Origin of the sequence: Enterococcus sp. C74, from assembly GCF_040887125.1 — a bacterium.
Lineage (GTDB): Bacteria > Bacillota > Bacilli > Lactobacillales > Enterococcaceae > Enterococcus_B > Enterococcus_B hirae.
Genome location: NZ_JBFOFA010000001.1, coordinates 304,861 through 328,600, shown reverse-complemented (window position 1 = coordinate 328,600; position 23,740 = coordinate 304,861). Strand labels below are relative to the sequence as shown.

Genomic DNA, 23,740 nt, shown 5'->3' with positions numbered 1-23,740 from the left:
TCTTATAAAATAATTTGTTCGCCACGTTTTGGCAAAATTCTTTCTCCATAAGGATTGACTAATTTCTCGGGTTTTAACGTATGGATCGGCACTAACACTTTTGGTTGTATCTTGTCGATGATTTCAGCTAAATCAGCTGGAAATGCGTGTCCAGACAGCGATAATCGAACAAATTCAACTTGCTTTTCAGCTAAAATCTTTAAAAAGACAGCATATTGTGGATCAAAATCTCCCAATGGTTGGGCATCACTATGAATGTATAAACCTCCTCCTTGCAAGTTTTCTATATTATCAACGACTTGCCAAACAAAAGTTGTTTCATCGTTGCGTAAAACTTCGTAGGGATATTCTAATTCTGACTGAAGAATCGGAATGACTGGACTATCCGTTAAATAGTAATAGGGCACATCCATTCCTAGAACTTCTTTCATTAATGCAGCCATATTCGCTTCTAAAACCATCGTTCGTGGGGATTGTTTCACCAGCATCTCAAAGCGTTTAAGGTTTGCTGGGTACCCATTGAAAGTAATTTGACGATTAGGATATTGATCGACCAGTTCACAAAAGCGCTGCACTAGCTCTTCTTCCGTAGCAATTGGCGTTTGTTCGCTTATTTCTCGGTCAGGAAAACTGATGCTGACACCTTCCATCATCAATAAGTCAGTCTGAAATGATTTTTGACAAAACGTTTCTGTCATTTGCCGGTCATATCCATGAAGACGCAAGTCACCAGTGTAAGTCAAGAATCGGTCAGGCGTTTTGATTAGTAAAGCAGCTGCACCATACGCATCATGATCGACTGGTAGAATCTCCACACTGATTTCTCCGATCTGGACAGTTTCATAAGGAGATAACCCATTCATTTCACGTACAAACCCTTCTTTTTCAAAAGGAGAAGGAATCAAGAAATCATTGTTTCGATGAAGGGAATGTAAGATTTGCTTCGTTTCATTTAAAGTGTATAAAGGAATTGCTGGATCAAGATAATTGATCATTTTTGAATGATCCAAATGAGCATGAGATAAGAAAACGGCTGTATGCTGATACGGCTCTCTTTCTCCTGCTTGTATGTGCTGTACTTGATCAAACAGCCTTGGATCATATAATCCATTCAAGTCAGGAATCAATCGATGTTCAAGCAATGTATTTAAAGATTCATCAGCTAAGTCTAATTCTGGACGGTACTCTGTGCCAAAATCAAAAAAGATGTGTGAATCGCGGTAGGCAACTTCAATAATCGTTCCACCGATCGTTAAGATTCCGCTATGGAAAGTAATCACTGTTTTATCCTTTGATTCCATTTTTCGCCACTCCTCGTATAATTTCTTTTCTAAAAATCAAATAAATAATCAAAATCGGGATAACTGTTAACGTCGCCGCCGCCATTTGTAAATGAACGTCACTCCCACTTTCAGAGGTAAAAGCAGCTAAACCATTATTTAACAGGCGGAATTTTTTCTCGTTCGTCACAAGCAGTGGCCATAAAAATGAATTCCAACTTGAAATAAACGTCAAGATACCCACCGTGACTAATGCTGGTTTAGACATCGGCACTAAAATTTTCCAAATATACTCTAGATCACTGGCACCATCGATTTTAGCTGCTTTATAAAAGGTACTGGAAATACTCTTTAAATACCCGTTCAAATAATAAATATAAAAAATACTGGTCAAGAAAGGAATGATCAATGCACTATAGCTGTTTAGTAATCCCATTCGTGAAATCGTATTATAATTCGTAAAAATAATGGACTCATAAGGAACCATTAGTAATGAGATCATGATCCCGATAATCAATTTTTTAAAACGAAATTCCAGACTTGTTAACGCAAAAGCCGCTAAAACAGATGTGATGACTGTAGCGATCGTAGTTACTAACGAAACAAAGACGGTATTGAAGAAATAACGTAAAAATGGTGCTTTTTCAAATACCTCCGTATAATTTCCCCATTGAAATGATGTTGGCAGTAAGGTTGGCGGAATACTCGTTGCCTCACTATATGTCATCAACCCAGCTAAAATCATATAAATAAATGGAAAAATCGTTACGATCCCTAAAATTCCGATAAATAGCAATGAGAGTCCTGTAACAACTTTTTTCATCCTCTTCTCCCTACTTTCTTCAACAATTTATTTTGAATAAATGTGATCAGTAAAATGACGAGGAACAAAATGACCGTCGCCGCCATAGCGATCCCTGGTCGACCAGCGATGTGGAATTTATCGTAAATATAAAAGACCGCTGTCGTAGCACTTTTGGCGATCCCTGGCTGCCCACCAAACAAAGCATAGACTTGAGTATAGACTTTAAACGCTCCGATGATGTTAACAGTTAATAAGAAGGTGATCGTTGGGATCAATTGAGGAAACGTGATCCGACTAAAAATCTCCCAAGCATCTGCTCCAAACATTCGAGCAATTTTATAATGCTCTTCGTCAATATTTCTTAAACCAGCCAATAAGATAATGATATTGAATGCGAGACTGGTCCAAACCCCAAAGATGATCAACGTTGTCATACTCATCGAAACATTATCTAACCAATTGATTGATTCAAATCCTAAAAAATTCAGCAAATAATTAATGAGCCCATAGGACCCGTTGAAAAAATAGCGAAAGACGATCCCGATAGCAATCGTACTTGTCACATAAGGCATGAAAAAAATCGTTTCAAAAAAAGTCTTATGTTTCACTTTTTCAAAGATCACCCAAGCGATTCCCAGTGAAAGGAGCAATGAAATAGGAACAACTGTAAAAGCAAATAATGCGGTGTTTCTTAATGCTTTGATAAAGACTGGGTCTGACAACACACGCTGATAATTCTCAATTCCTGCAAATTGTTGATTGATTAAGGAGCCTTTTTGAAAGCTCATCGCTAGTGAACGGAACAACGGATAGATACTGAACAAAACAATAATGACCAATGATGGCAGTAAGAAGAACCAAGCTTTCGGTTGATTTTCTGGATCATATGCTTTTTTGAACATTAGTACACCCGCTCCCCTTGGTCATCGAAAAGAAACATTTTATGGTACTGAAAATCAAAAGAGAGTACCGTATCTTCCTCGATGAGCTTTTCAATACTAACGATCGATTTCAGACGTTTCGCAGCGAGCGAAAAATTCAAAATCTGTTCACGTCCGATCAATTCAACTCCAGAAACTTGTACTTCGAACAATCCGTTAGTCGTTGGAAAAACGTCTTCTGGTCGAATCCCTAAGATATATTTTCCATCCACTAATGGTTTTCTTAATTGAGCGGATTCCAGTTTCGTCAGAGGAATTTGAAAATCCGTATGGCTGATTTTCCCTTCACGAACATTGACCTCGACCGGTAACGTATTGATGATCGGGTTACCGATAAAATTGGCAACAAACAGGTTAGCCGGGTCTAAGTATAAATTCTGCGGAATATCATTTTGTTGAATCACACCTTCATTCAGTAAAATGATTTTGTCACTAATCGAAAGTGCTTCTTCTTGATCATGCGTCACAAAAATCGTAGTGATTCCAACTTCTTTTACCAAACGACGGATTTCTTCTCGTATCTTTAATCGCAAGCGTGCATCCAAATTACTTAAGGGCTCGTCTAATAATAAAACTTCTGGTTTCTGGACTAAGGCTCGTGTAATAGCCACACGTTGTTGTTGTCCACCTGATAAAGTCCCTGGTTTTTTATCTTGGAGTTCTTCGATATTCGTTAGTTTCATATATTCCTGTGATATTTTTTTAGCTTCTGCTTTTTTGATTTTATTTTCGCCAACCGTCAATGGAAACATAATATTCTCAACCACAGTCATATGCGGGTATAAAGCATAATTTTGAAATACAAAACCAATATTCCGATCTTTCGGTTCCGTTCGTACCACCGACTCTCCACTAAAACGAATGTCCCCATGACTAGGGCTTAATAACCCCGCAATCAAATTCAAAATCGTTGATTTTCCACAACCACTAGGGCCAAGCAAACAAACCAAATCCCCTTTTTCGATTTGAAAATCAACAGACTTCAGTGCTTCAAACCCATTATCGAATACTTTCTTCAGATTGATAACCTCAATCATTTTTCATAGCCCCTCACGTAATAAAATTTCTTTTTACAGGTGTTAATAATTTCTACCTTATAATCAATGCTAACGCTTCTATGTGTAGATTGATTTAATTCTGTGTAAATATCTTGAAAAGAAAACCATCTGCTCACACTTCCTCCAAAAAAGATAACGTTCGTATTTTAATCATATAGAAACGGTTACAATTGATAAAAACTAAAAAAATCACTTAAAAAGCATACTTACTTTATAAAGATATCAAATAACATTCTTTATTTATATACATTCAAAAGCGTTTTCATTGTATTCTAATTTTTCAAACAAACAAAAATATTCCTCTTGACCGTTTATTAAACGGATCAAGAGGAACGTTGACTTTTTTATATTGTAAATTGGTTGGTATCAGATAGTTTTTTAAACCAGTGACCAGATTTTTTGATCGTCCGTTTACCATCATTCGCTAAATCAACGGAAATAAATCCATAACGATTTTTGTAAGCATTGGTCCATGACCAGTTATCCATACACGTCCACATATGATACCCCAAGCAATTAGCACCTTCTTCGATTGCTTGATGAACATATTTTAGATGTTCTTGGACAAATTCAATGCGATAATCATCGTGGATCATCCCATCTTCTTCGATAAAACGTGCTTCATTTTCAACACCCATACCGTTTTCAGAAATGAAACAGTCAATATTACCATAATGGTCTCGAACATTGATTAAGATATCATAAATTCCCTTTTCATAAATTTCCCAACCACGATAAGGATTCATTTTACGATTTGGCATTTCATAATTATCAAAATAATCTTCTGGCATTGGTCCATTTTCATGATCAATCGGTGTTTCTTTTGCTTTGACTCTTCTTGGTTGGTAATAATTGATCCCTAATAAGTCAATGGTATTTTCTTTAATGATCGCTAAGTCATCTTCTTGCATCGCTGGTACCATGTCTAATTCTTTCACAATGGCGATCAATTCTGGTGGGAACTCACCTTTAACTGCTGGATCAAGAAACGAACGATTAAAAAAGGCATCAGCTAATTTAGCTGCTTTGACATCTTCTGGGTTGTTTTCATCCCGAGGATAGCTTGGTGTTAGATTCAAAATGATTCCGATTGAGCCATCTAATGCCATGGAATGATACGCTTTGACGGCTAATGCAGAAGCCAGCGCTTCATGATAGCCTACTTGGATCGCCTTTTTCATATCGGACTCTTCCGGGTAATGCCAACGGTAAAGATACCCAGCTTCAACTGGCACGATTGGCTCATTATGGGTAAACCATTTTTTGATTTTCGTCCCAAATAATTCAAAACAAATCTTAGCATACCTTTCATACGCTTCAACCGTTTCCCGATTGAGCCATCCGCCTTTTTCTTGCAAAGGCATCGGCATATCAAAATGATATAAATTCACAAATGGTTCAATGCCATTAGCGATCAATTCATCGAAATACGAATGGTAAAAATCAACAGCTTGTTGATTCACTTCGCCAGTCCCTTCAGGAATCAGGCGACTCCATTGGATCGAAGTACGAAAACTATTGTGTCCAGTTTGTTTCATTAATTGAACGTCTTCTTTATACTTCGTGTACACTTGTGATGTCTTTTCAGGACCTACTTGATCAAAGAACTTTTCTGGTTCTTGGCTAAACCAATAATCAAAAATATTCTCTCCTTTACCATCGCCAGCAATACGACCTTCTGTTTGTGGGCCACTTGCGGCTGATCCCCACCAAAAATTACTTGGAAATTGATAATTTGTCATCCACTCACACCTTCTATTAAAGAGTTCAGTTTATTTGCTAAATAATACTTGTTCCCTACTCAATATAGCAAACGTTTACACCAGTTACAAGTTAATTTAGCAAACGTTTTATTTAGTTGAAACGACTCGTACACCCCTACTTCATTTGCTGTACTGAGCAAACCAGTCCTTTTGAAGGGGAGTTGACATCTGTAAAGAAATGAGATTGAATAGAAGAGACATAAACACCTTTTTTCAATGGAATAGACAAAAGCTAGTATTCCTAAATCTTATAATAGAAGCTATACTAATTTATTAGTCACAGTAAACGCAACGACAGAAACCCAGCCAACTTGGTTGACTATCGGATTCACACCGTTTGTAGTTAAAGCTGTATCATACAATGGAGGAAATATTTTGAAGAAATTAGTCATCATGGTTCTTTCGCTTGTCAGCTGTTTTACTTTATCAGGATGCAGCCTATTCGGTGGCTCCGGTAACTCAGCAGACCAAACGACAGATTCATCGACTCTACAAGCTGAAAAAGAGGATATCAGTAACAGTAACTATTCATTAAAAGTCCGCAAAGACATGAATTTAGTCAGTGGGCAAATCATTTTTAGCGATCATAAAATGGAATGGACACGTACCTATACAGGAACTGAAAAAGATACCGCAAGTACTTCTCAAGAAAAAACAGTACTCAATGATATCAAGATCAAGACCGAAGCAGACACTTATACCATCTCTGGTAAAGAAGATGGTAAAGAAGTATCCGTTACCTTCAAAAAGATCGGAAACTACCGAATCGAAGATCAGGACGGAAATATTTATAGTTTGTAAAAGACCTAAAAAGACCGACTTGACCTGATCAGTAAAGGAAAAACTTTTAGAACAGCTTTTATTTTTGAAAAAACTTGCAACTGTTCTGGCTGTTTTCTTGTCACTTCGTACAAAAAAACGAGAGCTGACATGGCTCACTCGCTAGGAATTAACCGGAATTAAGAGAAATTGTTAATTTCTCTTAATTTTTTTGTTTCTGCCATTTCTTTCTGGTATATTGGGTAAGCACAATGTGATAAAGGAGAAAAAAATGAGTATATTTGATAGTCATGATTATTGTACTTGTACAACCAGTAAAAATATTCATACCGAATTTAGTGATCAAGGAAGCTTAAGTATTTGCGATCACTGTCATAAAACTGTAAAAGATTCATTTAAGTCATTTGAATCCTATACGAAAGAAAGACATGCGGATGTTTTAACTGTTAAATAAAGTCTCGGCCTTATTTTGTATAAGTATGGCAGGATACCAATAGGTCAAAAGATTTGAAGAGGTCAAAAGACACGTTCAAATCTTTTGATCTATTTTTACTATCTTTTTCACTTAGCCAAAAACAGCTTTTTCCTTGATAAATTGATTACTATCGAACTGTGTTCTTTCGAATCATGTCTTTTCAGGAACCGCTCTATCAAAAACAAGCTGGAAAACCGCCAAATCGTTTCGACTATCTTGGAGGTTTTCCAGCTTGTTTCTTAAAATGAACGATGTCATCATCTTTTTTAAATGGAACATTATGACTGTTTACTGACCCAGTCCTTGTCCTTTTGCATGTTGATTCTCAGTAAAGTATTTCCCTGCCTCTACATCGCTTAATTCTGCTAATTTTTGTTGGATTTGTTCAATGACCTCTTTTGCATGTTCTGGCTTTTCAACAAAATCGAAGCGGTCACCATCGATTTGAATCTTCGGACAAACATCAAAATCTTCATACCATTGATCATAACGTTGATTTAAAGAGCGATAATAGTCATAAAGTGTCTCATCACTTTCTAGCTGTTCATAATCACGACCCCGTTTTTTGATGCGATCCAACATTGTATCCAAGGACACTTTGATATGAACCATCAAGTCTGGACGTTTCTTAGGAGCAACATCATCTAACTCGTTAAGCATCGTATCCAATAAATTATCATATTGTTGCACTTCAATATCGGTCACTCGACCTAGATCTGCATTTAAATGAAATAGCAGGCTATCTTCATAGATCGAACGGTCTAACACATTATCATCATCCACTAAAGCATTTTTCATCGCTAAAAATCGTTTATTCAAAAAGAAAATTTGCAATAAAAAAGCATACTGTTCCGGATTTGAATAAAAAAGTGGTAACACTTCATTATCCTCAACACTTTCATAAAATGGTTTTGAGTCGATTTCTTTCGCAAGCATATCTGTCAAACTGCTTTTTCCTGCACCAATCGTTCCTGAAATTAATATCACTGACATGCAATCCTTCCTCTTTCTATTTCTATAAGTACTCGCCTACGTATTTCGTTACTGGTAATGTTTTAAAATCGTAGTCACGTACTTCGTCAACTGTTTTTAAATAAGTATGCAAACTTTGAGTAATCATCAAATTAGTTGGAACAGTCTCTTCTTGGAAAACAATCATTGGTTTTTTCATCATTGTCGCTGCCCCTAATTCATAAGCTGTCCCTGGATCAATGATTTGATGTTCATAATCTAAAATAGCTACTACGTAATCAGCTGCTGTTAATTCTGCCATATCTTTTTCATAAACTTCTTGTGCCCAACCTGCACTAAACATTTCATAATTACTTTCTTGATGATGTCTTGGCGAATAAAAACCAGTCACCGTTGGATTTTCTTCCAATGCTTTTTCGATACGAGCAACACGCTCGACTTGCTCCTCTGAAAAGAATGGACCTGCTAAATAAATTTGACTCATTAATTTGCCTCCTCTAATAATTGTTGTGTTTCACTTACTTCTGCGCGTAATAAATCGACTAGTTCTAATGGGTTATTTGAAAAAAAGACGTAATCCAGCCATTTGGCATCCATAAATTCTTCTTTGGCAAACGTTTCTAATAACGTCTTTAAACCTTCATAATATCCTCCGATATCTAAAATACCAATTGGTTTCTTCGCTGTTAAATCAATGGCCATCCAAGATAAAAGTTGAGAAAACTCTTCTAAGGTTCCCAATCCTCCAGGAAAGATCAAAACAGCATCTCCTTGTTCAAATAACAATACTTTTCGTTCGTCGATTGTCTCGGTAGGAATAAAAGTTGTTACATTTGTATTCGGTAACTCAGAATCAAAAAGCCCTGTTGGATAGATACCAGTGACTTTCCCATTGTTTTCTAGTAAAGTCTGACTGAAAACTCCCATGATACCCGATTCTGATCCACCATAAACCAGCTCAATCTCTTCTTGAGCCATATATTTTCCTAACGTTTGGGCAATAAATTTATAGCTTTCTTTATTACCAAAACGGGAGCCACAAAAAACTGTTAGTTTCAAAAAAACACATCCCAACTCAAAAGTCTAACTTCATTTTACACTTGTTTTTTTAAAATAAAAGACTAGATTTTGTGATTTTTTAGTGGTATATAAGAAAACAAACACTATATCTAGTGTTTGTTGGCGAAAACTTTTTTAATCTTTTTTATTTTAAAAAATTATTAAATAACATAAACATTTAAATTTGAAACGACTTTCTTAATTAAGAAAGCTTGCTTTCATCGTGTTCTGACAATAACATTCACTCATTTAACGAGAATCTAGCATCATTCTTTTCTCGCAAAAAATTTGATAAAATAATTGTTATGTTTCATTATCTGTAAATGTTTCGCTAAAAATTTTATGTACATGAACTCCCCAATCAAATGTTTTCTTGAATTGTTCTATTTTCTGATATTCATCACATTTTGATAACCAATAAGAAAGACCAACTTTTTATCTAATAGCAAAAAAATAAGCCAATACTTGAAAGATAATCTGCACTCCTTCAATATATCGGTTTTATCTCATGGTACGACGGCTCACTCAATTATTGTTCTGATCTTGAAAAACGATAGAAACAGCCAAATGCTTTTATTCTAAAACATGTGCTTTTTTATGTTCCTTGAAAAAGCCAAAACCAACATTGACGCACTTTACTCGCCCAAGTAAACTCTCCCCTATTTGTTGCACTTGCTATCTTCATTTTACTCGTTATCCTCAGGTGTATGTTTTTGGATAAAAAAATGGACTGGACACATCGTATCCAATCCATTTATGGCACAGTAAATAAAACACATGTAGTTCATCTATTTTTCTCATCAAAAAAGGTAGATTTCTCCTTTAAGATTCGATACAATAAACGAAGTTGATGGTTTCCATTGACTATGGCAAACTTGATTGGTCAATGTGGTTGACTTTTTCAAGACCTCTGTTTCTGGCTGCCACTAGAAATGGAGGTGCCTTTTTTTATTCGGCTGTTTCTATCTGTTCCTTATAATACTGATCGCTTACGTGGTAGTCAAGAGAAAACGAAAACCTACAAAAAACTGTACTGTTTTTCTCCCAGATTTTTGTCAAAAATATTTCTCCTTCTTTTAGACCCTAAAAACAACAGAGAAAGTTAGCGATTTAAAACGACCGCTACAGTTGCAACTCTATTCAATCATTTCTGGATTTTTACCTTCTGCTTGATAAACTCTTGGCTGATCCGCTATCTACTAAAAACTAACTTTTAATATTTAAAATGATGTCAAAAAGTCTCGAAACACTGATTCCCGTTTCAAGACTTTTTTAACGCTCCGATGCATTTTATTTCGTCCATTCATCACAAGACTATTTCTTAGCGAATCAAATCGACATCTGGCGCATCTAGTAATTGTTGAACCTGTTTTCTAGTTGTGAGCGGAACATCTCCTTGGATTGCGTGAGCCAAACGAGCATTTCCTGTTGCAAACTCGACGGTTCTAGTCAATGACCAGTTTTCCGCATATCCTAATAATATCCCAGCCGCAAAAGCATCCCCTGCACCAATTCGGTCTAAAACAAATAACTCGTAAAAAGGTGTTTCAACGTCTTCTGTGACGGTGATCAAATATCCTTTTAATTGTTTTCTTCCTTCATGGCTGGTTCGTTTCGTACCAGCAAACCATTCGATGTCATAATAAGCTAAAAAGGATTGGATATAGGCGATAGGATTTTTCGTTGAATCGCTTGTTCGCCATTCTAATAATTCCGTCAAATCACGGATCGAGCCAAATAAAATCGTACAATAAGGTAAAATTTCCTCATAGCGTTGTTTCAAGATGTTTCTTTGATCTTGTTCCTGGTTCAATGTTGGCCGAAAGTTGAAATCAAAACATACTTTTTTTCCCTGAGCATGAGCTTTCTTGGCAAGAGAAATCGCCGTTTCAGCACATTGATCAGACAAACTCAAACTGATTCCGCAAATATGCACAAGATCTACTGTTTCAATAAACGCCTGTAATTCATAGTCATTTTCTTGAGACAATCCAAAAGAACTATGTTTTCGATTTTGGTAAGTAACTTCAGTAGGTCGAACACCATACCCCATTTCTGCGAAATAGGTACCGATATGTTGTTCTTGTTGGATTACATACTTCGTTTCAACACCGATACTTTTTAAGTTAGCTAACGCAGCACTGCCCAAGCGATTATCGGGTAAAGCCGTCAATAGATAACTCTCCATATCAAAATGAGCTAGATTACCAACTAGATTCACACCTGTTCCGGTATATGCCAGTCTTAGTGTATGGGTTTGTTCTAGCATCAAGTGTTCTGGAGGTGTCAATCGCAACATCACTTCTCCGAATGCCCCAAATTTCATTTTCTCACCTTTTTTCATCTTAGCTGACAACTTTTTTCATGATTTGTAGTAATGTCCGGACATCCTCTGGCTTCGTATTGCCCGTTTCAGGGTCAATAATCGAGCTGTAGACATGGGGAATAATCTTTTTCACCTTGGCATCGACAGCGATTTGAAGGATCTCTTCAAAGTTGGTTAAATCAATTCCTCCTGTTGGTTCTAATGCAAAATCATAAGTGGCACAAGCTTGCGCTACCGCCTCATACTCTTTTTGATGTGCTAATCCTTTCATTGGAAAATACTTGATTGATGTTCCTCCCATATCTTGCAGTAAGCGAATCGCTGTTTCAATCGTGACTACGCCTGCTGTACCTTGAGAACTTAAAGGACCGGTTGCAATATTGACATACCCTTCTTTACCTGTTGGTGAAACTAATCCATTGACCACTGTTTCATTTTGACCTAACACAGCTCGTGAAGCACCCACTCCAGTAAATACTTGGTTCACATGTTGTGGTTGCAAGACTTTTGCCAAACGAGTCACCATTTGACTCTGATTTGGATCACCTGCTCCCAAGCCAACTGATAGCGCATTATTCGTTGCTGCTTGATACTTTTTCATGTCAGCAATAGCTGCTTCGTCTGTTTCATAGTTTTTTGAAAGCACCCCTAACAAAATATGTCCTTCAGCTGCTTCATAACACTCCACTGCATTTTCAACAGAATTAGCTAAAACATTCAAACAAACTTTATCGTGTAAATAGTTAGGAATTCGTGACATTTTTTTCTCTCCTTTTTCACTCAAGATAATTTTGTTTCATTCATGATTTCTTGCAGGCGAATAATGATTTTTTTCATTTCTTCTTGATTGACCGAACGTATGTCAAATTCAATGATACCATGATTCGCTTGATAATCTCGTGTATAGACTGCTGGATTTTTTTCTTTTAGTGCCTGAATAACTGAATGTGCAGAACGATCACTGATTTTAACACTCGCTCGATAAATCTCTCGACCAGCTGGATCTTGAACAATAGTTGCTGACAAATGATCAATGTGATTCAACTCTTCAACAAATGGTTGTAAACGGTGCTTCATTGACTCACCAGATTCACTGCCATATTCAAGATAATCGGTGACCGCTTGAGTAAACCCTAAAATATTCTCTTTACCGATTTTCATCGAACGACCGATCCCTTTTGATTGTAATCGCACCCATGGTATATAAGGATTCTTTCCAATCACCATTCCTGCACTTGGACCTTCGATCGCCTTTGCACCCGAATAGATCACTAGGTCCGCTCCTAGTTTAGTGTATTTGAATAAATCCTCTTCTGCTGCTGCATCAATAATCAACGGGATTTCATGTTTTTGAGCAACTGCTACTGCTTCTTCTACTGACAACATACTTTTTTGAACCGCATGGTGACTTTTGACATAAAGAATCGCTGCGGTATTTTCAGTGATACAGCTTTCAAGATGTTCAGAGCTACACATATTGGCATAACCTGCCTCGATCACTTGCCCCCCACCTTGTTGAATCATTAATTCAACGGATGTGCCGTAATCAACATTGTGTCCTTTGGGTAAAATAATTTCCTTTTTCTTGATAGTTGTTGAATAAGGATGATAAACATGAGTTAGACTTCCTTTGCCAATAACCGCTGCCACTGCTTGAACAATACCAGCAGAAGCACAAGAAACGATCTGAACATCCTCAACTGCTAAGAGATTCGCCAGATAAGCACCCGTTTTTTCACTCAGGTCTGACATTTCAAAAAAATGTTCGCCGCCAAAGCGTTGCGCTGCCAAAACAGATTCCGATACTTTGGAAACACCTAAAATCGTCATCCGGCCTGAAGCATTGATCACTTCTTTTAAATTGAATTTATCATAACTTACACTCATAACTCTTTCCCCCAATAATTACGCTAACTGGTTTGATTTGTTGATCGATCACTTGCTGTTGTCCATTCGAGTCAGTAATCATCTTTTCTTGGTCAACAAATTCAAATATTGTAAAATCCGCATCAAAACCTACTTCTATCTGACCTTTCGTTCCTAAATGGAAATTTTTAGCCGGCACACAAGTTACCTTTTCTAAAATTTCTGACCAGGAATAGCCGATAAAATGCAATTTTTCCATCGTTGTCGCTAAATCGTAAACGGGGCCGTTCTTTCGATTACGAATATAGATATCCGTGCTAATAGAGTCCGCTTTGATTCCTTGGTCATAGGCTGCTTTTGCCACCTCAAAATTAAAACTGTCAGTGCCATGACCAATATCGAAAATCACCCCTTTGGCTAAGGCATCTTTGACAAACGGTTTAATCTGATGAGTTTCTTTCTCCATAATCCCGTTATCTTTCCCATTAAAACAATGGGTCAAGATATCGCCTTTTTCCAGGAGCTGCAAAATTTCTTCTAAATGTGGTGGGGCAGAGCCAATATGCACCATCAAAGGAATTTGATGATTCTCTTTTTGAATTTTTTTCGCCCATTCCAGCGGTGTCAATCCATTATTCCCAACCACGGTTTTGCTCATTCTGGCTTTGATTCCCACAATAAATTCTGGAAATTCAGTCAATTTTTCTTTGACCAAATTCGCTTGTATCTTGGATAAATCAGCTAATTCATCTTGTTCTACGATGCCCCACTTTGAAATATTCAACAAGGCATACACATTGGTTTTGGCTTTTTTTGCTCGTTCATAAAATTGATGGATATTTTCGGCACCTGTTGTTCCTGCATCGATAACCGTTGTTACCCCTTTACTCACACCAATCTGGTCTGGGTAATCATAATATAAAGTCATTTCCTCAAAACAATGGACATGGTCATCGATCCAGCCAGCAGAAAGATAGTGCCCTGCCTGCAACGTTTGTTCTGTTTTTCCTTTTTCTGGGATACTTGTTGCGATTTTCTGGATTTTTCCATCATTGATCCCAATATCCATTGTTTCGCCAGTTAGTGTACGAGCATTTCTGATCACTAAATCGAACATCACAACGCCTACTTTTCTATAAATTTGAACTTCGACCATGGGTGGATAAAATCTAGTAAGAGATGTTCTTCTGGTACAATTGCACCAACTTTATTTTTCCTTGCATCCCGATGTGGTTCTAAAACAATTTGAAGTTCATTTTTGTATTTGCCAAATGTATCATTTCCAATGACTACATCACCAATTTGAAATTCATTTTCATTGTCATGGGCTTCATTTTTTGCATCTTTATATTTTTTTCGAACTTCAGTGGAACGAATAACCTGTTCAGTGATATCTCCTCGACGAACATGTTGTTCTCCTAATACAATTTGTCGTTCTACTTCATGAGCAGCTGTCTGCCACTCGATCGTAAATACTGTTTGATAGCGATCCATTTCCCCTAACATACGCAGCTCTTCTTCAGATGCGTAGGCATTTCCAATAATGACATCATCGATCAACCCAGTAGCAAACAAATGTTTTGCTGCTACATGGACCGGTAAATGACGGTGCATCTCTAACGTAGTCAACCCATCATTGATATCCCAAGGTCCGATTGTTCCCACCTGAGAAGACACAAAAGCAGCCGTTCGTAACCCTTGTTTTTTAAATCGTTGGCTGCAAGACTCAAAAAATCGGTAAGGTAAGCCTGTTCCTTCTTGAGGATAAAAATTATGACACCCATAGAGAAAGGGTTTATTTGCTTGATGAGACAAAATATTATCCAAATAAGCAACATCATTACTCATATTCAACTCAATCGCTAAATGATAAGGGTTATATGACAGCAAAGCTTCTTTTCCGCCGTCAAATCCTAAATCAAGACGGATTCCATCTGCACCAGTTTCGTGGAAAAAACTTAAGTCGTCATACGAAATGTCCAACTGTTCAAAAATGTTGGGAGCAACATCTAAAATCGTTTCAAATCCCAATTCTTTCGCAAAATGAATCAATTTTTGAAACTTTTGTTTTACAATCAGAGGATCTTCCGTTACTTCTAACATACTCATAAAAATACGGGTAAACCCATAACGTTGTGCTAATTGCAAATATTCTTGATCTTTGATTGGATCACTATGATCTGGGTAAAGTGAAATCCCTAGTGCACGTTTCATAGCCACTAACCTCCATTTTTTATTATGCTTGTTCCTCGGTAACGCCCGTCACCATTGGTGCTTCTTCTTGCGCTTGTTCTTCTGCTTCACGAGCCAGTTGTTGTTTTTCGAATACTTTGAAGAACGGATAATAAATAGCCAATGTGATCAGGAAGTTAGCAATGACTAACAAGCCAGCCGCTACGCTCCAGTTTGTACTCATCCAAGCGGCGATTGGCGAAGGAATAGCAAATGGTAACCGAGCCGTCATCATTGGGATGAGACCACTAACCGTTAAGACATATGACAAAGTAGTCGTTACTAACGGTGCAAGAATGAACGGAATCCCTAATACCGGGTTCATTACAATCGGTGCCCCGAAGATCATTGGTTCATTGATGTTGAATAGTCCTGGTAAAATCGATAATCGACCTAAACTCTTTAAATATTTTGATTTGGAGAACATGAATAAAACCACTAAAGCCAAGGTTGTTCCTGCGCCACCGATCCACACGTACCACTGTAAAAACTGTTCTGTAAAAATATTCGGCATATTATGAGCATTCGCACCAGCGTTGAAAGCATCAATGTTTTCAGCAATCGAAATATCCCAAAATGGGCGAATCACTGGTCCCATAATGGCTGGTCCATGAATCCCAAGAACCCAGAAAAAACAAATCAAGAAGACTGTTAATAAACCACCAAACAAACTATTCCCTGCAAGTATGCCTTTTAGCGGCATCAACAACTCACTTAAGAAGCCATTCAGATCAAAACCAAGCATATGTCGGATCACCCAGAAGAAAATCAAAATCACCGCTCCAGGAATCAACGCAACAAAAGAGTTTGTCACTTCTGGTGGCACTCCATCAGGCATCTTGATTGTAATTTTCTTTTCAATGAAGAAACGATAAATCTCGACAGAAATAATTGCTGTAACAATGGCACCAAATAATGAACCTGATCCTAGATTCGCAATATTGATATAACGTCCTGCTGTGATTCCTTCCAAGTCTTCTAATACCTGTGTCGGTGGTGCTGCCACGATCAGAAAAGACATCAATGCTAATATACCAGCCGTCAAGGAATCAACTTTATAACTTTTTGCTAATGATGAAGCAATCCCAAATGTTGCGTATAATGCCAAAATCCCTATCGTATAACGAAAAGGAATATCCAAAATTTGCCGATAGGGTTCGATCACTGCTGCCACAGATTCAATCGGAATGTTCAGTAAAATTGTAAAAAATGAACCGACGATCGTTAGTGGCATCGTTGCAATAATTCCTTTTCTAATTGCCGTCATGTGCCTCTGTGTTCCAATTCGGTTAGCTACTGGCATAATCTTTTGTTCAATCAATCCTACAAACTTATCCATTGCCGCTCTCTCCTTTTATAACATTATAATGTTTATCAAAGTGATCGTACCATATTATGCTAACTTTGTAAACGATTTCTATAAATAGTAAAAATTTTTCTACTCTCTAAGGAAGCTAATCCTAAAAATACACAATCTTTCCCCCATCACAAGAAACCACCTGCGAATATCTTGACCCATGTATCTGATGGCTTCTGCGGTAATAACAGCGAGCCTTATAAAATATGAAAAGCTATTTTCTGGCAAGCCTTTAACCTGGAGCTTTTACCTCCTGATAGACGGTGTTTGAACGATTGCTTCTGCGGTAATAACGGCGTGCCTTACAAAATATGAAAAGCTATTTTCTGGCAAGCCTTTAACCTGAGGCTTTTACCTCCTGATAGACGGTGTTTAAAAGGTTGCTTCTGCGGTAATAACGAGCGTACTTACAAAATATGAAAAGCTATTTTATAAGTACGCTCGTTATTACTTGAAGCAGACCACCTTTTAAACAACCTTATGTTTCATAGTCTATATGATAAGGATGCAGATTGGTCTCGTAAATTGCTTCTGAATATTCGATTGTTTTCCCCAAGTGGGTCTTTGATTGTCGCGTTCTTTTAATCGCGATCTCTGAGGTAGTTTTTAAAATTTCCCGTTCATCCTTTGTTAGAAACACAGCGGAAAAATCATCGGCAAAGGAGTCGATGGCATAACCTTTTTGGGTCAATAAACGATATAAAGACTCTTCATCAAATACTTTGCGCTTGATTTCTAACAAATCACTTGGCAGATAATGCGTAAAGTAAATATAAGGACGGTCGTTTAAGTAGTATAATCGCTTAAAACAGACAGCCGTTGAACCAAAAGAGGCAAATAATGGATGATCTTTTTTTAAAGTGATTTTCTTTAATTCCAACGTTTCTTTGTGAACTGTATGTTGTGAGTTTTCTAGAATCTGTGTAAAACTTGCCGCTTTTGACAAACGATTGTATGGACGATTACTTACTACCGTCGTCCCTCGTCCGCTTTTCTTTTCGACATATTCATCTGTTGCTAATAATTCAATGGCCTTACGAACCGTGATCTTACTTACTTGAAACATTTCTTCTAATTCATTTTCTGTAGGCAACATGGTGCCGACAGGATACTTTCCTGAAAAGATATCTTCTTTGATCTTGTCTGCAACTTCTAGGTATAGTACACGTGTCCTTTTCATAACTTCACCTTTCGATTTTATTACTAGAATCATAGCACATAAAAAATAAAAAAAGAATATAAACGCCATGGATTAGCTATGTTGGTGGATTGAGGATTGAGACAATAGTTCTTCTTTTTTATCTATAAAATTATAATAGGAAGAAATTATTTTATCAGTTACAAAAAACACCAAAGTAAGCAAAACGCAAACTTCGATGTTCTTATTAGGCTTCTAACTTATTGATCAACATGCTTATTTTCAATGATGCTTATAGCTTGCATAGTAAAATCCTGATACGAATATTGCACCGCCGACAATGTTACCGATATAAACTGGGATAAAATTCAAGAGAAATTCTGTCCAAGTTGCTTGTCCTTCAAAAATTGCGGCTGGGATCACAAAGCAGTTAGCCACACTATGCTGAAAGCCGATGGCAACAAAAATCATTACGGGGAACCAAATAGTCAATACTTTTCCAGCTGCATCTTTTGCTCCATAGGATAGCCATAATGCTAAGCCGACAAACCAGTTACAACCAATTCCCGAACCAAGTGCTTGCCACCAAGAAGCTTCGATCTTATGATCAGCAATATGGATGACTTGGTCCAAATAAACGCCTGAATGAGTCAATCCGACAAAGTGTCCAAAGAAATATGCAACAAAAATGGCACCCACGATATTAGCTAACGTGATAATTGTCCAATTTTTAACTAATTGTGAAAAAGTTACTTTTTTATCCATAAAAGCAATTGCAACCGCCATCATATTTCCAGTAATCAATTCCCCGCCACCAAGCAGGATCACCAATAGTCCGATAGGAAACACAGCCGCCCCTACTAAACTAGTTAAACTCGCCAGTGATTCTGGAATCGAAGCTGAAACTCTGATGTAGGCTAAATAACCTAACGAGATCATTGCTCCTCCGATAAAACCTAGAATTAATTTCGCAAGAATTGGCTTTTGGATCTTTTTCGTTCCAAGATGGATACTGATATCCATAATTTCTTCTGGTGTATACATAGATGTTCAAACCCACACTTCCCATATTTTTTCAAAAACAATAGTGATTTATTTCACATTTTCATTTTAGATTATATCATCTTCCATTCCTAATCCCTATGATTATTTTAAAATAACCGATATTTTTTTATCATTCTATGACAGGGCACACAAGTGAGACTTTCCCACATCTCGTGATTTTTTTCTTTAGAACAACGAGAGTAAAATGAATCGCTCGATCAAATAGAAAAAAGACCATTTTCGACAGTGATTTGTCAAAAATGACCTTATTTTCTTTATCAGAAATGAACTATTCTTAATTTCTTAGTAAACAACGGTTCTATCATGAATACAAACTTACAGTTCTTCTCCATTGGTGGCGATGACTTTTTGATACCACTCAAAAGATTTTTTCTTTGAACGATTTTTGGTTCCGTTCCCTTCATCATCCAAATCAACATAGATAAATCCATAACGTTTACTCATCTCACCAGTCGAAGCACTTACCAGATCAATACATCCCCATGGTGTATATCCCATGAGTTCCACACCATCAGCTACCGCTTCTCCCATCGCTTCGATATGCCGACGTAAATAATCAATACGGTAATCATCATTGATTTGCCCGTCTTCTTCTACCTTATCAATCGCGCCTAACCCATTTTCAACAATAAACAATGGTTTTTCGTAACGGTTGTATAACTCGTTTAATGCAATCCGTAAACCTTCTGGATCAATCTGCCATCCCCATTCACTGGCTTCTAAGAACGGATTTTTAACTCCACCTAAAAGATTACCGGCTGAGGCCGCTGCATCTGGGTCCGTTTCGTTGACTGCAGTAGACATATAATAGCTGAAACCGATATAGTCGACTGGATATGCTTGCAACAACTCAAAATCTTCAGTCGTTTGTTCTAATTTGGCACTATCTACGCCATATTTTTCATACGTGCGGTTTGTGTATGCCGGGTATTTGCCCCGTACTTGAACATCTGCACAGAAGAAATTAAATTCTTGGTTCTGGATCAATGTAGCTACTTGATTGATCGGATTAGCATCTATGCTATACGTCGTTGCATAGATAATCATACAACCCACTTGGCTATCCTCCCGTAATTCATGAGCGATTTTTACTGCTTTACTACTTGCTACAAATTGGTTATGCCATGCTTGGAAGATATTTTGATAATCAGCCGCACCATTACTTTTTACTAATCCTTGACTCAAAGCTGGAAAATGAAAAGCTGAATTGATCTCATTGAACGTCATCCAATATTTGACTTTATCGCTGAATCGTTCAAGCACCACTTTAGCAAAGCGTTCGTAAAAATCAATCAGTTCTCGGTTTTTCCACCCGCCATATTTTTTTGCTAGATTTAATGGCATCTCGTAATGGGAAATCGTGATCACAGGTTCAATCCCATATTTCAAACATTCATCAATCACTTCTTCATAAAACGTTAAGCCTTTCTCATTCGGTGTTACTTCGTCTCCTTGAGGGAAAATCCGAGTCCAAGCAATGGAAAAACGATAACATTTAAAGCCCATTTCAGCAAAAAGTGCAATGTCTTCTTTAAACCGATAATAATGATCGATCCCTTGATGGTTAGGATAGGTATATTTATCTGGTTGGATCGTCCAATCAAAGTCTTCACTGCCAATAACTGCAAATCGTTGTTTCCCCCCAGGCATCGCGTCAGCAACTGAGAGCCCTTTCCCATCTTGATCGTAAGCACCTTCTAATTGATTGGCAGCTGTAGCGCCACCCCATAAAAAATCTTTTGAAAACTTTGTAGTCATCTGCTATTTCCTCCTTATTTGACAATTGCTAGAAAATCTTCACTAGCAATCAGTTCTTCTTGATTTAATTCCAACACATCAGCAAAATGTTCCGTATTTGTAATAACGATTGGCGTGATCACACTGTATCCAGCGGCTTTAATCGCTTCAATATCAAATCGAACCAATAAATCACCAGCTTTTACTTGATCCCCTTGTTTTACAAAAATCTCAAACCCTTGTCCTTCAAGCTCAACGGTATCCATACCGATATGCATCAAGATTTCAATTCCATCTTTCGTTGTTAAACCAACCGCATGACCTGTTGGAAAAATGGTCGTGATCTCCCCATCTGCTGGCGCAATCAATTCACCTTTTTCCGGATCAATCGCAAGCCCTTTTCCCATCGCTCCAGAAGAGAAAACTTTATCCGGAATATCAGATAATGGCAGGACTTTCCCGCTTAAAGGACTTTTTAGATTATGTCGAGCAGAACTAATCGTGTCACCTGCTGTTGTTTGTTGATTTGTTTCTAGTTTTTCATCTTGGACGGTTTCATCAAATCCAACGACCAGCGTACCTACGAATGCTAAGACAAATGAAAGAGCTGTCGCAAGGATTGCCATGGTCACATTGGATTCAACTGCTTGGTTCGTACTAATAAACGTTGGGATCGTTAACAAGCTTACTAACCCGCTAGAGAAAGCTTTCCCACCAGCAAAACCAATCATTGCGCCTCCGATACCGGCTGATAGACAAGCAATGACAAACGGTTTCTTTAACGGTAAAGTTACCCCATAAACAGTTGGTTCCGTAATGCCAAAAAGTGAGGTAATTGTAGATGAAATACCTAATGAACGAAGCTTAGTATCTTTGGTCCGAATCGCCACTGCTAAGGCTGCACCACCTTGAGCTAAAACGGCTGGTAAAAGCATTGGAACCATGACGTCAAACCCATATTGTTCAATATTCAAGAACATGATCGGTACAAAGCCCCAGTGCATCCCAAACATTACGAACACTTGCCATAAACTTCCCATAATCAAGCCCGCAACTAATGGACTAAAGCTGTAAATCGAATTAAATAGACTACCTAACCCATTACCGATAACTGTCCCGATTGGACCTAACAGTAAGAAAGTTAATGGCACCATCACCAATAAAACGATCATTGGTACAAAAATCATTTGTAAAAATTGTGGAATCACTTTTTTCACCAGCGGTTCAAATTTGCTTTGGACCCAAACAGCCAAAATGATCGGAATCACTGAAGATGTGTAACCTGATTGAGCTAACACGATTGGTAATCCAAAGAAATCCACTGCCCCTCCAGCTCCAGCTAGTTGCGTGATTGCTGGATAAACTAACGCCATAGCAATTGCCACAGATAAAAATTGGTTCGTTTTGAATTTTTTGGCTGCAGTAAAAGCTAACATCACTGGTAAAAAGGTAAAGACACCATCTGCGGTTGCAAATAGAATTTGGTAAGCCCCAGTATCCGCTGAAAGCCACCCTAACACCGTTGCCAAAGATAAAAATCCTTTTAAGATCCCTGCAGCTGCCATTGCGCCTAAAAATGGCGTGAAAATACTAGAAATAATATCAATCAAGCGATTCAAAGGATTTTTTGACTGATCCTCTGTTCCTGATTGATCTGTCAGACCTTGCTCATCAACGATTGCTTGGTAAACGTCAGCCACATTACTACCGATAACTACTTGGTACTGACCACCACTTTGTACTACTTGAATCACATCTGGATCCTGTTTTAACTTTTGTGTATCTGCGACCGATTCATCTTTTAATTTGAAACGTAAACGTGTCGCACAATGTACTAAACTATTGACATTCTTTTCACCTCCGACTGCCTCCCATACTCTTTTACCAACTGCTTGATTATCCATCTTCTTTTCCTTCTTTCTAGTTGATTTAATCAAATAAAAAACCTAGATTGAAAAAACGGTCACGAAAATTCGTGCCCTATTTTTCAATCTAGGTTTTGCCTGCTTTACCAGTAACAATCCTTAAGATTGGGTACTTTGTTTTTCACTCACTACACGTTGGATGTGAATCGTTAAATAGATTTGCTCTGCGACTCCCATTGGTTCCTGTTGCGTTTTTAAGAGATAGTCATTGATCCGTTCCGAACAGCGAAAGGCTTTTGGATATTTCCCTTGAACGAGCGCATAGAGAAATTCATCCTGCTCATCCGAACTTTCGCCTTTTAAATAGCGTTGTGTAAAAAATTGTAAATGGGTGATGATTCGTTGGTAATTCAACGATTCCTCGTCAAATGTCACACCAAAAAACTTACTAATAATGCTGAGAATATCTCTAACGATCGTCGTTGCAGTCATCGTGACTTGCATATCCCCATTTCCTTGTTGGCTATTCACTAAATGAAAAGCGATAAATCCTGCCTCGTCAATCGGTAGACTGACTCCAACTTTTCTCTGAATCAATTGCAATACTTCTTTGGCCACCAAGTATTCTTTCGGATAAAATTTCTTCGTTTCAAAAAGAAGCGGATTTGGTAACTGGATATTTTCGTTCGCTCGACAAATCGCATAATGGATATGATCGGTCAATGTCAAATAAATATTTGACGACAACGAAACGCCTAATCGTTCTTCCGCCACATCAACGATCTGTTTGACTAATTCTACTTCTTCTAATGGGACATCCGCCATCAGCTGTTGAAATTGATTGGTTGCTAAGGAATCTTTTAAAACAAATTCTTTTTGAACTGCTGTTTTATCAATCCTATCACCAGGTCTTTTTTGAAACGCGAGGCCTTTGCCCATACAGATAATCTCTTCACCTCGTTCGTTTTTTGAAATGACGACGTTATTATTTAAGACTTTTTCAATAACCATTTTCCCTCGC

General features: G+C 37.6%; 20 protein-coding genes. 1 reads left to right on the top strand and 19 read right to left on the bottom strand.

The window, feature by feature from the left end; genetic code table 11:
- Positions 1–2 precede the first annotated feature (2 nt).
- The 5 genes from AB3H93_RS01645 to AB3H93_RS01625 all read right to left on the bottom strand — a co-directional run bounded on the left by AB3H93_RS01645 (position 3) and on the right by AB3H93_RS01625 (position 5,826).
- A complete protein-coding gene (locus AB3H93_RS01645) occupies positions 3–1,301 on the bottom strand; it encodes an MBL fold metallo-hydrolase (protein WP_081127816.1) in 1,299 nt (432 codons plus the stop codon).
- Positions 1,285–2,103, bottom strand: coding sequence for a carbohydrate ABC transporter permease (locus AB3H93_RS01640; RefSeq protein WP_081127814.1), 819 nt, complete (start codon positions 2,101–2,103; stop codon positions 1,285–1,287). Before AB3H93_RS01640 ends, AB3H93_RS01645 begins: the two co-directional genes overlap by 17 nt.
- Positions 2,100–2,987 (bottom strand): carbohydrate ABC transporter permease, encoded by an 888-nt coding sequence (locus AB3H93_RS01635; protein WP_010719920.1) that lies wholly within the window; start codon positions 2,985–2,987, stop codon positions 2,100–2,102. The genes AB3H93_RS01640 and AB3H93_RS01635 overlap by 4 nt, the downstream gene beginning before the upstream one ends.
- Positions 2,987–4,063, bottom strand: a complete 1,077-nt coding sequence (locus tag AB3H93_RS01630) for an ABC transporter ATP-binding protein (protein WP_053765873.1) — start codon at positions 4,061–4,063, stop codon at positions 2,987–2,989. The genes AB3H93_RS01635 and AB3H93_RS01630 overlap by 1 nt, the downstream gene beginning before the upstream one ends.
- 365 nt (positions 4,064–4,428) lie before the next feature.
- The gene (locus AB3H93_RS01625; protein WP_010738342.1) at positions 4,429–5,826 is read right to left on the bottom strand and encodes a glycoside hydrolase family 1 protein; all 1,398 of its coding nucleotides are present in this window, start codon (positions 5,824–5,826) and stop codon (positions 4,429–4,431) included.
- Positions 5,827–6,222: 396 nt separating this feature from the next.
- Between AB3H93_RS01625 and AB3H93_RS01620 the strand changes: the two genes are divergently transcribed.
- Positions 6,223–6,648: a hypothetical protein gene (locus AB3H93_RS01620; RefSeq protein WP_010719923.1), complete on the top strand. Its 426-nt coding sequence runs from the start codon at positions 6,223–6,225 to the stop codon at positions 6,646–6,648.
- Between the two features lie 742 nt (positions 6,649–7,390).
- On the opposite strand, the gene AB3H93_RS01615 is transcribed toward AB3H93_RS01620, so the two are convergent.
- From AB3H93_RS01615 to licT, 14 genes are all read right to left on the bottom strand, one after another.
- Entirely contained in the window at positions 7,391–8,095 is a 705-nt protein-coding gene (locus tag AB3H93_RS01615) for a deoxynucleoside kinase (RefSeq protein ID WP_010719925.1), read from the bottom strand.
- 22 nt (positions 8,096–8,117) lie between these two features.
- The gene (locus AB3H93_RS01610) at positions 8,118–8,558 is read right to left on the bottom strand and encodes a nucleoside 2-deoxyribosyltransferase (RefSeq protein ID WP_010719926.1); all 441 of its coding nucleotides are present in this window, start codon (positions 8,556–8,558) and stop codon (positions 8,118–8,120) included.
- Positions 8,558–9,133 (bottom strand): TIGR00730 family Rossman fold protein, encoded by a 576-nt coding sequence (locus tag AB3H93_RS01605; RefSeq protein ID WP_063626655.1) that lies wholly within the window; start codon positions 9,131–9,133, stop codon positions 8,558–8,560. Before AB3H93_RS01605 ends, AB3H93_RS01610 begins: the two co-directional genes overlap by 1 nt.
- Before the next feature lie 1,321 nt (positions 9,134–10,454).
- Entirely contained in the window at positions 10,455–11,459 is a 1,005-nt protein-coding gene (locus AB3H93_RS01600) for a sugar kinase (protein ID WP_053765925.1), read from the bottom strand.
- 19 nt (positions 11,460–11,478) lie between these two features.
- Entirely contained in the window at positions 11,479–12,219 is a 741-nt protein-coding gene (locus tag AB3H93_RS01595) for a KDGP aldolase family protein (protein WP_368020024.1), read from the bottom strand.
- A gap of 20 nt (positions 12,220–12,239) precedes the next feature.
- Positions 12,240–13,346, bottom strand: coding sequence for a DgaE family pyridoxal phosphate-dependent ammonia lyase (locus tag AB3H93_RS01590; protein ID WP_368020023.1), 1,107 nt, complete (start codon positions 13,344–13,346; stop codon positions 12,240–12,242).
- Positions 13,330–14,442, bottom strand: coding sequence for an amidohydrolase/deacetylase family metallohydrolase (locus tag AB3H93_RS01585; protein ID WP_368020022.1), 1,113 nt, complete (start codon positions 14,440–14,442; stop codon positions 13,330–13,332). The genes AB3H93_RS01590 and AB3H93_RS01585 overlap by 17 nt, the downstream gene beginning before the upstream one ends.
- An 8-nt stretch (positions 14,443–14,450) precedes the next feature.
- Positions 14,451–15,539: a DUF871 domain-containing protein gene (locus AB3H93_RS01580; RefSeq protein WP_010719932.1), complete on the bottom strand. Its 1,089-nt coding sequence runs from the start codon at positions 15,537–15,539 to the stop codon at positions 14,451–14,453.
- Positions 15,540–15,561: 22 nt separating this feature from the next.
- The gene (locus AB3H93_RS01575) at positions 15,562–16,896 is read right to left on the bottom strand and encodes a PTS sugar transporter subunit IIC (protein ID WP_368020021.1); all 1,335 of its coding nucleotides are present in this window, start codon (positions 16,894–16,896) and stop codon (positions 15,562–15,564) included.
- Positions 16,897–17,392: 496 nt separating this feature from the next.
- Positions 17,393–18,094 carry a GntR family transcriptional regulator gene (locus AB3H93_RS01570; protein WP_010719934.1) on the bottom strand — a complete coding sequence of 234 codons (702 nt, stop codon included), beginning with the start codon at positions 18,092–18,094 and terminating at the stop codon, positions 17,393–17,395.
- Between the two features lie 240 nt (positions 18,095–18,334).
- Positions 18,335–19,096, bottom strand: a complete 762-nt coding sequence (locus AB3H93_RS01565) for a formate/nitrite transporter family protein (protein WP_010719935.1) — start codon at positions 19,094–19,096, stop codon at positions 18,335–18,337.
- 336 nt (positions 19,097–19,432) lie between these two features.
- A complete protein-coding gene (locus AB3H93_RS01560) occupies positions 19,433–20,875 on the bottom strand; it encodes a glycoside hydrolase family 1 protein (RefSeq protein WP_368016212.1) in 1,443 nt (480 codons plus the stop codon).
- Between the two features lie 14 nt (positions 20,876–20,889).
- Positions 20,890–22,758 (bottom strand): beta-glucoside-specific PTS transporter subunit IIABC, encoded by a 1,869-nt coding sequence (locus AB3H93_RS01555; protein WP_368020020.1) that lies wholly within the window; start codon positions 22,756–22,758, stop codon positions 20,890–20,892.
- A gap of 120 nt (positions 22,759–22,878) precedes the next feature.
- Complete coding sequence (gene licT / locus AB3H93_RS01550; RefSeq protein WP_010738350.1) at positions 22,879–23,730, bottom strand: BglG family transcription antiterminator LicT; 852 nt, start codon at positions 23,728–23,730, stop codon at positions 22,879–22,881.
- Between the last annotated feature and the right edge of the window lie 10 nt (positions 23,731–23,740).